Annotated in this window: 12 protein-coding genes; 8 read left to right on the plus strand and 4 right to left on the minus strand. The window is 68.2% G+C overall.

Annotation, left to right across the window (positions count from 1 at the left end):
• Window positions 1-73 precede the first annotated feature (73 nt).
• The 3 genes from secD to BM004_RS18205 all read left to right on the plus strand — a co-directional run bounded on the left by secD (window position 74) and on the right by BM004_RS18205 (window position 5,521).
• Window positions 74-1,954 (plus strand): protein translocase subunit SecD, encoded by a 1,881-nt coding sequence (secD, locus tag BM004_RS18195; RefSeq protein WP_093129060.1) that lies wholly within the window; start codon window positions 74-76, stop codon window positions 1,952-1,954.
• A gap of 18 nt (window positions 1,955-1,972) precedes the next feature.
• Window positions 1,973-2,932: a protein translocase subunit SecF gene (gene secF / locus BM004_RS18200; RefSeq protein ID WP_093215526.1), complete on the plus strand. Its 960-nt coding sequence runs from the start codon at window positions 1,973-1,975 to the stop codon at window positions 2,930-2,932.
• Window positions 2,933-3,097: 165 nt separating this feature from the next.
• The gene (locus BM004_RS18205; RefSeq protein ID WP_093215528.1) at window positions 3,098-5,521 is read left to right on the plus strand and encodes a DUF1631 family protein; all 2,424 of its coding nucleotides are present in this window, start codon (window positions 3,098-3,100) and stop codon (window positions 5,519-5,521) included.
• 43 nt (window positions 5,522-5,564) lie between these two features.
• Here the strand turns inward: BM004_RS18205 and BM004_RS18210 are convergent, their stop codons facing one another.
• Genes BM004_RS18210 through BM004_RS18220 form a run of 3 tightly spaced genes read right to left on the minus strand, consistent with a single transcriptional unit; the run spans window position 5,565 to window position 8,548 of the window.
• Window positions 5,565-6,083 carry a Smg family protein gene (locus tag BM004_RS18210; RefSeq protein WP_093129063.1) on the minus strand — a complete coding sequence of 173 codons (519 nt, stop codon included), beginning with the start codon at window positions 6,081-6,083 and terminating at the stop codon, window positions 5,565-5,567.
• Between the two features lie 34 nt (window positions 6,084-6,117).
• Window positions 6,118-7,296, minus strand: a complete 1,179-nt coding sequence (dprA, locus tag BM004_RS18215; RefSeq protein WP_093215530.1) for a DNA-processing protein DprA — start codon at window positions 7,294-7,296, stop codon at window positions 6,118-6,120.
• A 34-nt stretch (window positions 7,297-7,330) separates the two neighbouring features.
• The gene (locus BM004_RS18220; RefSeq protein ID WP_093215532.1) at window positions 7,331-8,548 is read right to left on the minus strand and encodes a LysM peptidoglycan-binding domain-containing protein; all 1,218 of its coding nucleotides are present in this window, start codon (window positions 8,546-8,548) and stop codon (window positions 7,331-7,333) included.
• Window positions 8,549-8,706: 158 nt separating this feature from the next.
• On the opposite strand from BM004_RS18220, the gene def reads away from it, so the two are divergent.
• From def to BM004_RS18245, 5 genes are read left to right on the plus strand one after another with little or no spacing between them, the layout of a single operon-like run.
• Window positions 8,707-9,225 (plus strand): peptide deformylase, encoded by a 519-nt coding sequence (gene def, locus BM004_RS18225; RefSeq protein ID WP_093129066.1) that lies wholly within the window; start codon window positions 8,707-8,709, stop codon window positions 9,223-9,225.
• 5 nt (window positions 9,226-9,230) lie between these two features.
• Window positions 9,231-9,740: a hypothetical protein gene (locus tag BM004_RS18230; protein ID WP_093215535.1), complete on the plus strand. Its 510-nt coding sequence runs from the start codon at window positions 9,231-9,233 to the stop codon at window positions 9,738-9,740.
• Entirely contained in the window at window positions 9,737-10,705 is a 969-nt protein-coding gene (gene fmt / locus BM004_RS18235) for a methionyl-tRNA formyltransferase (protein WP_093215538.1), read from the plus strand. The genes BM004_RS18230 and fmt overlap by 4 nt, the downstream gene beginning before the upstream one ends.
• Window positions 10,705-11,445: an AzlC family ABC transporter permease gene (locus BM004_RS18240; RefSeq protein ID WP_093129069.1), complete on the plus strand. Its 741-nt coding sequence runs from the start codon at window positions 10,705-10,707 to the stop codon at window positions 11,443-11,445. Before fmt ends, BM004_RS18240 begins: the two co-directional genes overlap by 1 nt.
• Entirely contained in the window at window positions 11,442-11,789 is a 348-nt protein-coding gene (locus BM004_RS18245; protein ID WP_093129070.1) for an AzlD domain-containing protein, read from the plus strand. The genes BM004_RS18240 and BM004_RS18245 overlap by 4 nt, the downstream gene beginning before the upstream one ends.
• Before the next feature lie 54 nt (window positions 11,790-11,843).
• Here the strand turns inward: BM004_RS18245 and BM004_RS18250 are convergent, their stop codons facing one another.
• Window positions 11,844-12,815: a Bug family tripartite tricarboxylate transporter substrate binding protein gene (locus BM004_RS18250; RefSeq protein WP_093215541.1), complete on the minus strand. Its 972-nt coding sequence runs from the start codon at window positions 12,813-12,815 to the stop codon at window positions 11,844-11,846.
• Between the last annotated feature and the right edge of the window lie 6 nt (window positions 12,816-12,821).

The raw sequence follows: 12,821 nt of genomic DNA on the forward strand, positions 1-12,821 counted from the left end.
TGAGCTGACCCTTGCGCTTTGCGGCGCAGGGCCCCAATTCACGCCGTGTTCCGTTTCAGAAAAGCGCTTTCTCATGAACCGTTACCCGGTCTGGAAGTACACGATCATCGTGATCGTGTTGCTCGTGGGGCTCATCTACGCCCTGCCCAATTTCTTCGGTGAGGCGCCTGCGGTGCAGGTGTCGGCGTCCAAGACGACCGCCAAGGTCGACGCCGCCACCCAGACCCGGGTCGAGGAGGCGCTCAAGGCCGCCAACCTGGCGCCCGACCTGATCACGCTCGACGGTGGCTCGCTGCGCGCGCGCTTCCTCAACGCGCAGGACCAGCTCGCGGGCCGCGACGTGATCCAGCGCGCGCTGGTGCCCGACAGCAACGACCCGTCGTACACGGTGGCGCTGAACCTGCTGTCGCGCTCGCCCAAGTGGCTGACCGCGCTGCACGCCTTCCCCATGTACCTGGGCCTCGACCTGCGCGGCGGCGTCGACTTCCTGCTGCAGGTGGACATGAAGGGCGCAATCGACAAGAAGGCCGAGTCCTTCGCGAGCGACCTGCGCACCACCTTCCGCGACAAGAACATCCGCGGCACCCAAGTGAGCCGCAACGGCCAGACGGTCGAGGTGAGCTTCCGCGACGCGGCCGCCCTTGAGGCGGCCAAGCGCCTCATCCAGGACCAGTTCACCGACCTGAGCACCACCGACAGCCAGGACGGCAGCACGTGGCGCCTGGTGGCCAGCATCAAGCCCGAAGCCGCGCGCCGCCTGCAGGACGCCGCGCTCAAGCAGAACATCACCACGCTGCACAACCGGATCAACGAACTCGGCGTGGCCGAACCCGTGATCCAGCAGCAGGGCCTGGACCGCATCGTCGTGCAATTGCCCGGCGTGCAGGACACGGCCAAGGCCAAGGAAATCCTGGGCCGCACCGCCACGCTCGAAATGCGCATGGTCGACGAGAGCGCCGAAGGCCGCTCGGCCGAACTCAGCGGCGGACCGGTGCCTTTCGGCTCCGAGAAATTCCTCGACCGCCAGGGCCGTCCGGTGATCGTGAAGAAGCAGGTGCTCGTCACCGGCGAGAACCTCACCGACGCGCAACCCGGCTTCGACCAGCAAAGCAACCAGCCCAAGGTCGACCTGACCATGGACGCCAAGGGCGGTCGCATCATGCGCGACGTCAGCCGCGAGAACTACAAGAAGCGCATGGCCATGCTGATCTTCGAGAAGGGCAAGGGCGAAGTGCTCACGGCTCCCTCGATCAACGGCGAGCTGGGCAACCGCTTCCAGGTGTCGGGCTCGATGACCGTGGTCGAGGCCAACGACCTCGCGCTGCTGCTGCGCGCCGGCTCGCTGGCCGCGCCGATGGAAATCATCCAGGAACGCACCATCGGTCCGAGCCTGGGTGCCGACAACATCGAGAAGGGCTTCAAGAGCGTGATGTACGGCTTCCTGGCCATCATGGTCTTCATGTGCTTCTACTACGCGCTGTTCGGCCTGTTCTCGTCGATCGCACTGGCCGTGAACCTGATGCTGCTGATCTCGATTCTCTCGATGCTGCAGGCCACCCTCACGCTGCCCGGCATCGCGGCCATGGCGCTGGCCATCGGCGTGGCCATCGACTCCAACGTGCTGATCAACGAGCGCGTGCGCGAAGAGCTGCGCAACGGGGCGTCGCCGCAGGCGGCCATCCACGCGGGCTATGAGCGCGCCTGGGGCACCATCCTGGACTCCAACGTGACCACGCTCATTGCGGGCATCGCGCTGCTGGCCTTCGGCTCGGGCCCGGTGCGCGGCTTCGCGGTGGTGCACTGCATCGGCATCGTCACCTCGATGTTCTCGGCCGTGTTCTTCTCGCGCGGCCTCGTGAACTTCTGGTACGGCCAGAAGAAGAAGCTCAAGACGGTGTCGATCGGCACGGTCTGGCGGCCGACGACCGACGGCTCGACCGCGGTCACCAAGTAAAGGTCGAGGACAAGCGTCATGGAATTCTTCCGCATCCACAAGACGATCCCGTTCATGCGCCACGCGCTGGTGCTGAACATCGTCTCCTTCGCCACCTTCGCGCTGGCGGTGTTCTTCCTGTTCCACCGCGGGCTGCACCTGTCGGTCGAGTTCACGGGCGGCACCGTGATGGAGGTCGCGTACAAGCAGTCGGCCGACATCGGCAAGGTGCGCGACGCCATCGGCAAGCTCGGCTACCCGGACGTCCAGGTGCAGAGCTACGGCTCGTCCGAGAACATCCAGATCCGCCTGCCGGCCCAGAAGGGCATGAGCTCCGACCAGCAGAGCGCGCAGGTCATGCAGGCGCTGAAGTCGGTCGACGAGTCGGCCACGCAGCGCGGCATCGAGGTCGTCGGCCCGCAGGTCGGCGAGGAGCTCACCACCAACGGCATGAAGGCCCTGGCCATGGTGGTCGTGGGCATCATGATCTACCTGGCGTTCCGCTTCGAATGGAAGTTCGCGCTGGCCACCGTGCTGGCCAACCTGCACGACGTGGTGATCATCCTGGGCTTCTTCGCCTTCTTCCAGTGGGAGTTCTCGCTGGCGGTGCTGGCGGCGGTGCTCGCGGTGCTGGGGTATTCGGTGAACGAGTCGGTCGTGATCTTCGACCGGATCCGCGAGAACTTCCGCCGCTACCGGAAGATGACGACCACCGAGATCATCGACAACGCGATCACCTCGACCATCAGCCGGACCATCATCACCCACGGCTCCACGCAGCTCGTGGTGCTGTCGATGTTCTTCTTCGGCGGTCCCACGCTGCACTACTTCGCGCTGGCGCTGACCATCGGCATCTGCTTCGGCATCTACTCCTCGTGCTTCGTGGCCGCGGCCATCGCCATGTGGCTGGGCATCAAGCGCGAAGACCTGGTCAAGGGCGGCCCGACGAAGCGCGACGGCGAATCCGAGGACGATCCCAACGCCGGCGCCGTGGTCTGACGGAAACTTGGATACTTCAAGGTTAAACAGAGCGGCAGCGGTGGGTGCCGCGCCGCGGTTCGCATGCAACGTCGGGCACACTCCACACTTGTGCGGTTGCGCATCACGATGCAAGCTCGCAGTTGTTGCTGACGAATCGAATATCCAGGTCCTCCCGACTTTTCAATGAGCATTGCGCGGTCCGCCTCTTCCCTGCAGCTCGCACGCGAGACGCGTGAGCGTTTCGTTGCGGCCACCGAGGGTGCGATCGCGCCCCTGGCCCGCTCGATCCGGGACCGGCTGACGGCCCTGTCCTCCGAGGCCGGCAACGCCCGCGCCATGCAGGAGCACCGCGACGACTTCGTCGCCTTCCACGGCCAAGCCACCCAGTGGGTCACGCTCTCGCAGGCCGGCTGGCGCAAGGCGCTGGGCACCACCGTCAGCGGTGCCGTGGGTTCGTCGTCCGCGCTGCGGCTCGAACTCATCGGCGACGAGGTGGTGGAAAGCAACATCCTGTCGTCGCGCCTGGCGCAGATGATCCACGACAAGGGCAGCTTCGAACTCAGCGACCTGCGCCTGCGCATCCAGCACCTCGAAGGCACGACCGAGCTCGACGCCAAGGACGTGCTCAAGCCCGAGACGCTCGCCAAGCTGCTGGTCGAACAGTGGCTGGCCGCCGGCCTGAGCCGCGGGCTCTGGACCCGCATCCAGGACACCGTGCAGCAGGGCCTGGTCGAGGTGGTGGTCAAGGCCTACCAGAGCGCCAACGCCTTCCTGATCGCCAACGGCGTGATGGAGGAAATCGACCTCAAGAGCTTCGTGCGGCGCACGGGCAATGCCAGCGGTAACGGCGGCGGCGGCGGCGGCGGATCGACCGCTTCTTCCAGCGTGCCGATGGACAGCGGCATGTCCTCCGGCCCGCGCAGCGTCCAGCGTCCCGGTTTCGGCTTCGACGCGCAGCAGGCGGCTTCCGTGCCGGGCGGCGCGAGCGCGGCAACCACCACCGGCGGGTCGCCGCTCATGATCGCGCGGCAGCGCGCGCAGACCGCGCTGCTGAACCTCAAGCGCTTCGTCACCGCGCGCATCGGCGGCGACGCCGGCGCACAGGCCCCGGCCACCAGCGCCGACGGGCGCGCCACGGGCGGCGGTGCGGGCACCGGCGGCGGCCATGCGGGCCAGGGTCAGGGCACGGGCGCCACGGCGCCGCGCGTCTTTTCACGCACCTTCGCCGGCGCCATCGCCGACGCCGAGGTCGCCTACCGCATGGCGGCCACGCAGTACATGGACGGCAATGGCGAACAGGCCACGCTGATCCAGCAGACCGCGGTCGATCTGCGCCGTCGCACCGCCGAGCTCAAGAAGCGCGCGCCCACCACGGCCGACAAGGCCACGGTCGAGATCGTGGCGCTGATGTTCCAGGCCATCCTGGCCGAGGAGCGCATTCCTTTCTCGGCGCGTGTGTGGTTCGCGCGGCTGCAGATGCCCGTGCTGCGCGTGGCCATCGCCGAGCCCGAGTTCTTCGGCACGCTGCAGCATCCCGCGCGCATGCTGATCGACCGCATGGGTTCGTGCGTGATGGGCTTCGACGCCGCGGCCATCACCGGCAGCGCGCTCGAAGGCGAGATCCGCCGCGTGGTGCAGGTCATCGAGCAGTATCCGGAAACCGGACAGCGCGTGTTCAAGCTGGTGTTCGACGAATTCGTCGCCTTCCTCAACCGCTACCTGACGCAGAGCGACTCCACGCAGCGCGTGATGAGCGTGGCGCAGCAGGTCGAGCAGAAGGAGACGATGGCGATCCAGTACACCATCGAGTTGCGCAAGATGCTCAACGACATGCCGGTGCGTGACGAGATCCGCGAGTTCCTGTTCAAGGTCTGGGCCGAGGTGTTGGCCATTGCCGCGCTGCGCTACGGCGCGCAGGGCGAGCAGACCGTCATGCTCAAGCGCGTGGCCTCCGAGCTGGTGTGGGCCGCGAGCGCCAAGCCCAACCGCACCGACCGCGCCCGCGTGATCCAGGACCTGCCGCAACTGCTGCAGCGCCTGCGCCAGGGCATGGCGCTGCTGGGCATCGTCGACGAGCCTCAGGAAGCGCACATCAAGACCATCGGCGCCACGCTGTCCGACGCCTTCCTGTCGAAGACCGAGGCGATCCCGCAGGCCAAGATCGAGGCCATGGCCGAGCGGCTGACGCACCTGGAAGATTTCGTGACCGACGTGAGCGGCTCCGCCGACCTGCCGCTGGACGCGCACAGCATCGAGCTGCTGCTCGGCGTGGACGCCGCGTCGATCGAGGTCATTCCCGACGCCGCCGGCGCCAAGGTGCCCGAGGACATGCTGGCCTGGGCGCACGAGCTGCAGGTGGGCAACTGGTTCATGCTGGACCACAACGACCGCGTGAGCCAGGTGCAGTTCGTCTGGCGCAGCGACCGCAAGCAGCTGCATCTGTTCGCCACGGCGGACGGGCGCAGTTTCCTGATCCAGGCGGGGCGGTTGGCGGCTTACCTGCAGGCGGGCTTGCTGGTGCCGGCCGAGGAAGAAACGCTCACGGTGCGTGCCACGCGCGAGGCGCTGGCGAAGCTGGACGCGAACCCGGAGCGGCTGCTGAACTAGCCAGCGGGGTTGGTCGGCGCTGGCCGATGAAGGCCAGTGCCGATCAGTGTGCGACGCGGCCTTCGCGCGATTCGCAGAGTTCGTCGAGCACCAATGCATCGGGCTCGATGCCGGTGCTCCAGTGCACCATCAACACGATGATCTTCAGCTCGTCGAGCGCGACCGGGTCGCCCGGCGCCGCCATTGCACGCTCGATGACGATCTCGCGCAGGCCGCAAGGCAGCACGCTCGAGGATTCAAGGAAGCGGATGAAGCCCAGGCATTCGGCGCCCAGATGCTCCTGCTCGGCCTGCGAGTAGACGCGCATCGCGTTGCTCGACTGCGGCAGGGCTTCGTCGGGTGCGCCGCGCAGCCTGACCGTGGCGCTGGCCTCGTCGTTGGCGCTGCGTTCGATCTGCATGCCTTGCGTTGCAAGGCTCAGGCCGTCGAGCCAGTGAAGGGCTTCGCGGATCTCGTCTGCCTCGAAGCCGTGTGCGCTGAGCTTGCGGCCCAGCTGTTCGGGTTCGGGGCAGGCATCGCCGCGCCAATAGTTTTCGTAGACAAAAACAAGCACTTCGAACATGGGCCCAATATAGCCGACGTTCGTGCAACACGGGCTAGGTGGATGCCATTCGCTGGAAAAGGCCGCCGGGCAGCCGCGCGACATGACCGTCGAGTTCGAGCTCGAGCATCTTCGCCTGCAGCGCGGCCGCGCTCCAGCCGGTGCGCGCGCTCAGCGCGTCGAGGCTCACGGGGTCGTGGCCGAGGGACACGAGCAGCGGGTCTTCCGAGGTGCCGGCGGAGCTGTCATGCCCATTGCCGCCGCCATTGCCATTCCCGTCGCTGGAATGTGACGCTGGCGCCGCGGCAGCCTGTCGGGCCTGCATGGGCGGCAGTTCCTCGAGGATGTCGTTCACCGACTCCACGAGCTTTGCGCCCTGGCGGATCAGCGCGTGGCAGCCGCGCGACTGCGGCGAGTGGATCGAGCCCGGAATGGCGAACACTTCCTTGCCCTGCTCGGACGTGAGGCGCGCCGTGATCAGCGAGCCCGACTGAAGGGCCGCCTCCACCACCAGCGTGCCGCGCGCGAGCCCGGCGATCAGCCGGTTGCGCTTGGGAAAGTTCTGCGTGAGCGGCGGTGTGCCCAGGGGCAGCTCGCTCACGATCAGCCCCTGCTGCGTGATGCGGTGCGCCAGGTCGCGGTGCCGTGCGGGGTAGACGCGGTCGAGCCCGGTGCCGACCACCGCCACCGTGGCCAGCCGCGGCACGTCGCCGGCCGCGTCGAGCGCGCCCTGGTGCGCCGCGCCGTCGACGCCCAGCGCCAGGCCCGACACCACGGGCAGGCCCGCGTCGCCCAGCGCGCGGGCAAAGCTGCGCGCATTGGTGGCGCCTTGGGGCGTCGGGTTGCGGCTGCCCACCACGGCGATGCTGTGGCCGAGCTGCGTCAGGTCGAAGTCGGCGTTGCCCAGCACGTAGAGCATCAGCGGCGGGTCGACCATTTCGAGCAGCGACGCGGGGTAGCCGGCATCGCCGAGCGTCACCACGCGGCGCGAGGCGCCGTTGTCGCCGGCGTGCAGCCACTGCCAGGTCAGGTCGATCTGGGCCTGCAGGTTGGCCGGTGGTTGCTGGAGTGCCGATGCCTGCGCGAGCGAGACGACCTCGCGCAGCGCCGCATCGGGCTGCGCGAAGATGCGCTCGGGCAGCCCGAAGGCCGCGAGCAAGCGGCGCGCGGCACCGTCACCGATGCCGGGCGTCAGTGAAAGCCGCAGCCAGCCTGCGAGTTCTGCGCGTTCCAAACGATTGAGCGGGAAGGGACGCCGGAGTCGCGGGTCAGGGATTGACGAGGAAGTCGCCGGCGCGCGGAGTGTCGTTGATTTCCAGCACGAGCGCGTAGGACACCTTCTCGAAAGTGCGGAACACCATCAGCAGGCCGATGCGTTCGTTGGGCAGCTTGATGGTTTCCTTGCGGGCGCCGGTGCGGTCGAGGATGGTCTCGCCGTTCTTCAGGATGGCCAGCACGTGGCCGTTGTCGATGCCGTCGCGCGTGCCCTTGTTGATGGCCACGACCTGGTTCTGCGCCGCGAACTGCACCGCGTTGCCGTACACCGAGACGATGCGGCCGTCGACCTGCGTCGACGGGGCGCGAGGCACGTAGCTCAGCAGCTGGCGCGGCGGCTCGGGCAGCAGGCGGTCGCCGGCGCGCATTTCCTCGCGCGACGCGATGATGTCGATGCTCGCGGGCACCACGGTGATCACGTCCTTGTCTTCCACCGTCTCGATGGTGGTCGACTCGCCGCGCTGCAGGCGGGCCTTGCCCAGGTACTGCGCCTCGTAGCCGAGGATTTCGCCCGTGCCCGGGTCCTTCAGCGGCGTGGCGTTGCGGAAGATGCGGAAGTTCTGCACCGGGCCGGCGGCTTCGACCAGCGGCGCCTCGGCGCTGCCGCGGGCATAGGCCCGGTCGCCGCGCGACAGCAGCACGCGGCTGTCGTTGCCCGCGACGATGCGCGGTGCGGCGTCCAGCGTGCCGGCGTCCACCACGATGGGTTCGCTCAGGAAGGGCTCGATGATGCTCGGGTTCAGCGTGGGCAGTGCCATGCCGGCCAGCGAGTCGAAGCGGGTGCGTGGTGACAGCTTGATGGTTCCGCCGTCGCCGCTGAAGCCGCCGCGGCGGGTGGTCAGGCGTGCGCGGCCGCCGCTCTTGTCCAGGTAGAGCACCTGGCCCGGATAGATCCGGTGCGGGTTGGCGATTTCGTTGATGTTCATGCCCCACAGCTCCGGCCAGCGCCAGGGGCGCAGCAGGTACAGGCGGGAGATGGCCCAGAGCGTGTCGCCGGGCTTGATGGTGTATTCGTCGGGTGCGTTGGGGGCCAGTTCGCTCAGCGGCACGCCGGCCTGGGCGGTTTGCTGGGCGGTGGCGCGTTGCTGCGGCGTGACGGGGTAGTTCTGGGCCCAGGCCGTCGTCGCGCCGCAACTGCCGATGACCGCCAGGGCGGTCAGCGTTGCAAGAAGGGACGGGCGCTGGCGTTCGGTGAGTCTGAGCTTTTTCATGTCTGGATGGTGAGCGCCCGCAGTAGCGTGGCGCATACGAATCTCACAATTTGCTACGAATTCTGCGCTGAACCCCTTGGGAGGGCAACGTTTTCGGGTCCACGGGGCGCGTCGCGTCGCGGAATTGGCGAAAATAGCCACAACTTTCCCCCGCTTTCATGGCCAAACGAATCATTCTGAGTTACCCGGACAAACGACTGCACACGGTGGCCAAGCCGGTGCAGGGCGTCGACGCACGCATCAAGACCCTGGTCGCCGACATGCTTGAGACGATGTACGACGCCAACGGCATCGGCCTGGCCGCGACGCAGATCGACGTGCACGAGCGCCTCGTCGTCATCGACATCTCCGAGGAACGCAACGAACCGATCGTGCTGATCAACCCCGAGATCACCTGGGCCAGCGACGAGAAGGTGCTGAACGAAGAAGGCTGCCTCTCGGTCCCCGGCATCTACGACGGCGTGATGCGCTCCACCTCGGTGAAGGTGCAGGCGCTCGACGAGAACGGCGAGTCGCGCACCCTCGAGGCCGACGGCCTGCTGGCCGTGTGCATCCAGCACGAGCTCGACCACCTGCTGGGCAAGGTGTTCGTCGAATACCTCTCGCCGCTGAAGCGCAACCGCATCAAGAGCAAGCTGCTCAAGCAGCAGCGCGAAGATCTGCGCGAACGCGCCTGAACGCCATGACCTCACGCCGTTTCGCCTCCTTCGCTGCGGTGGCGCTTGTCGCCGCTGCCGGCCTCGGCCTCGCGGGCTGTGCCAACGAGCCCACCCGCACCCAGCCGGGTGCCACGGCCGCCGACACCCTGCAGCGCCTGGGCGCGCCGACGGGCCGCTATCCGCTCACGGGCGGCGGTGAGCGGCTGCAGTACTCGCGCATGCCGGCCGGCTTCGAGGTGACCGACATCGACGTCGACGCCGCCGGCAAGGTGGTCTCGGTGACGCAGGTGCTCAGCGAGGCGCGCTTCGGTGCCGACATCAAGGTCAACCAGTGGCGCCAGAACGACGTGATGGCGTTCTACGGCCGCCCCTATGAAATCTCCCGCGTCAGTTCCTTCGACGGTGCCGTCTGGACCTGGCGCTACAAGGCCGTGAACGAGCGCCGCATGCTCTATATCTACATCGACCCGACCGGCGTGGTCCGGCGCTATCACACGGGGGACGATCTCGAGCTCGATCGGGTCCGGGATTGAGCCGCCTCCGAGTCGTTTTCGCGGGCACGCCCGAGTTCGCGCGCGTCGCCCTGGAGGCCATCGCCGCCGCCGGCCATGACATCGTGCTGGTGATGAGCCAGCCCGACCGCCCCGCCGGCCGCGGCATGAAGCTGCAGGCCTCGCCCGTCAAGCAATGCGCCGTGGCCAACGACTGGCCCGTGGCCCAGCCGCGCAGCCTGCGCCTGGACGGCAAGTACCCCGACGAGGCGTGCGCCGCGCGCGACACGCTGCTGGCCGCCCGGCCCGACGTGATGGTGGTCGCCGCCTACGGGCTGATCCTGCCGCAATGGGTGCTCGACCTGCCGGTGTACGGCTGCCTGAACATCCACGCGAGCCTGCTGCCGCGCTGGCGCGGCGCCGCGCCGATCCACCGCGCCATCGAGGCCGGCGACGCGCAGACCGGCATCACCATCATGCAGATGGACGCCGGCCTGGACACCGGCGACATGCTGCTGCGCGAGTCGCTCGACATCGGCGACGACAGCACCGCCCGCCTGCACGACCGCCTGGCCGACATGGGCGGCCGGATGATCGTCGAGGCGCTCGCGCGCATCGGCACGCTCACCCGCACGCCGCAGCCCGCCGAGGGCGTCACCTACGCCAGCAAGGTCGAGAAGCAGGAAGCGCTGATCGACTGGGCGCAGCCGGGCGACGCCATCGTGCGGCGCGTGCGCGCCTTCGATCCGTTCCCGGGCGCCAACAGCCCGCTCGACGGCGAGACCATCAAGCTGTGGAGCGCCCATGTGGACCGCGCCGCCACCGCGTCGGCCGGCGCATTGGACGTACCGGGCACCATCCTGGCCGTCAGCGACACCGGCGTTACCGTGGCGGCCGCCGATGCGGCCGTGACCGTCACCGAACTGCAGCGCCCGGGCGGCAAGCGCCTGGCCGTGGCCGATTTCCTGCACGGCTTCGACCTGAAGCCCGGGCAGGCCTTCGGCTGATGTTCCTCTCGCAAAGCATCCGCAGCCGCCCTGAATTCCGCATCGGCGTGCGAGACATGTCGCCGGTGGCGATGGGCATCGGCGCCTGGGGCCTCATGACCGGCGTGGCCATGGTCAAGTCGAACATGAGCGTGATCGAGGCGCTGGCCATGACGCTGCTCGTGTACGCGGGCAGCTCGCAGCTCGCGGCCATTCCGCTGCTGTTCGCGGGCGCGCCGGCCTGGGTCATCCTGGCGACGGGCTTCTGCGTGAACCTGCGCTTCGTGGTGTTCAGCCTGCACCTGCGCCCCTACCTCATGCACATGCCGCGCTGGCGCCGCATGACGCACGGCTACCTCACGGCCGACATGAGCTACGCGCTCTTCACCAAGAAGTACCCCCAGCCGCCGCTGACCATCGCCGAGCAGGAATCGCAGGAGGCCTACCTCACCGGCAACTACTTCGTGACCTGGTGCGCCTGGATGGGCATGAGCCTGCTGGGCGTGGCGCTGGCCAACTTCATTCCGCAGGACTGGGGCCTGGGCTTCGCGGGTGTGCTGAGCCTGGTGGCCATCGTCTGCTCGATGGCCACCACGCGACTGCGCGTGCTGGCCGCGCTCATTGCCGGCGCCACGGCCGTGGCGGCCTACGCGCTGCCGCTGAAGCTCAACATCGTGGTGGCCATCGGTGTGGCGGTGCTGCTGTGCTTCTGGCTCGAGAAGCAGTTCGGCCTCGACCCCGACGCCGAGGACGACAAGTGAGCGGCGCCCCCGCAACCACCGACTGGTGGACCCTGGGCGTGATCGTCGGGCTGGCGCTCGTCACCGTGCTCACGCGCTGCTTCTTCTTCATCCTCGACCGGCCGTGGGGCCTGCCCGAGTGGGCGCACCGCGCGCTGCACTACGCGCCGGCCGCCGCGCTCGCGGGCGTGATCGCGCCCGAGATCGTCATGACGCAGGGCCACCTGATCACCACGTTGCACGACGCCCGCCTGTATGCCGCGGTGGTCGGCGCGGCGTACTTCTATTGGCGCCGCGGCGTGCTCGGCACGATGATCGCCGGCATGGCCGTCTACCTGCCCCTGCACCTCGGGCTGGGCTGGTAGCCTGCCGCCCGGTGAGGCCGGGCGGTGAGTTTGGCGGTGGGAGGCGGCGCGGGATCAGTCCAGCTTCACGCCGGCCGTCTTGATGATCTGCCCCCAGCGCTCGCTCTCCGCGCGCGAGAGCTTGTAGAAGTCCTGCGGCGTTCCGGGCAGCGCCTCGAAGCCGAAGTCCGCGAACAGCTTCACCACCTTCGGTGCCTTCATCGCCTTGTGCAGCTCGCTGTTGAGCCGCGCCACCGCCTCGGCCGGCATGCCGGCCGGGCCGATCAGGCCGTGGAAAGCATAGGCATTGACGTCGCTGAAGCCGGACTCCACGAAGGTCGGCACGTCGGGCAAGGCGCCCGCGCGCTGCGGCAGCGCAATGGCCAGCACCCGCACCTTGCCCGACTTGATGATCGGCAGGCCGGAGGCCAGGTCCAGCATCATCACCGGCACCTGCCCGCCCATCACGTCGGTCATGGCCGGCGCGGCGCCCTTGTACGGCACGTGCGTGATCGTGAGGCCGGCCTTCTGCTTGAAGAGCTCCATCGCCATGTGGTGCGGCGAGCCGTTGCCGGGCGAGGCGTAGCTCACCTTGTCGGGGTTGGCCTTCACGTAGCGCACGAACTCGGCCACGGTCTTGGCGGGAAAGTCGGGGTGCACCACCAGTGCCACCGGAAAGCGCCCGATGGTGCCGATGTAGGTGAAGTCGCTCGCGGGCTTGTACGGCAGCTTGACGAACATGTGCTCGTTGAACAGCAGCGCCGCGTTCTCGGCCTGCATGACCGTGTAGCCGTCGGGCTTGGCCTGCATCATCACGGACACGCCGATGTTGGTGGAGGCGCCCGGCCGGTTGTCGATGATGAGCGGCTGCCCGAGCGGCGGCTGCATCGCCTCGGCCAGCGCGCGCGCCAGGTTGTCGGTGCCGCCGCCGGCGGAGTAGGGCACGATCCACTTGATCGGCTGGGTGGGGTAAGCCGCGGGCTGCGCCGAGGCGAAAGAGGTGGCCAGCGCCAGGGCCGCGGCCACCAGGGGAAGGAATCGTTTCATCGTCTT

Source organism: Variovorax sp. OK212, from assembly GCF_900112425.1.
In the GTDB taxonomy this organism is placed as follows: Bacteria; Pseudomonadota; Gammaproteobacteria; order Burkholderiales; family Burkholderiaceae_C; genus Variovorax.

Coding starts and splice junctions, on each gene's coding strand:
- BM004_RS18220 (WP_093215532.1), bottom strand. CDS start 8,548: ATGAAAAAGCTCAGACTCACCGAACGCCAGCGCCCGTCCCTTCTTGCA.
- secF (WP_093215526.1), top strand. CDS start 1,973: ATGGAATTCTTCCGCATCCACAAGACGATCCCGTTCATGCGCCACGCG.
- BM004_RS18250 (WP_093215541.1), bottom strand. CDS start 12,815: ATGAAACGATTCCTTCCCCTGGTGGCCGCGGCCCTGGCGCTGGCCACC.
- BM004_RS18205 (WP_093215528.1), top strand. CDS start 3,098: ATGAGCATTGCGCGGTCCGCCTCTTCCCTGCAGCTCGCACGCGAGACG.
- BM004_RS18210 (WP_093129063.1), bottom strand. CDS start 6,083: ATGTTCGAAGTGCTTGTTTTTGTCTACGAAAACTATTGGCGCGGCGAT.
- def (WP_093129066.1), top strand. CDS start 8,707: ATGGCCAAACGAATCATTCTGAGTTACCCGGACAAACGACTGCACACG.
- BM004_RS18240 (WP_093129069.1), top strand. CDS start 10,705: ATGTTCCTCTCGCAAAGCATCCGCAGCCGCCCTGAATTCCGCATCGGC.
- BM004_RS18230 (WP_093215535.1), top strand. CDS start 9,231: ATGACCTCACGCCGTTTCGCCTCCTTCGCTGCGGTGGCGCTTGTCGCC.
- secD (WP_093129060.1), top strand. CDS start 74: ATGAACCGTTACCCGGTCTGGAAGTACACGATCATCGTGATCGTGTTG.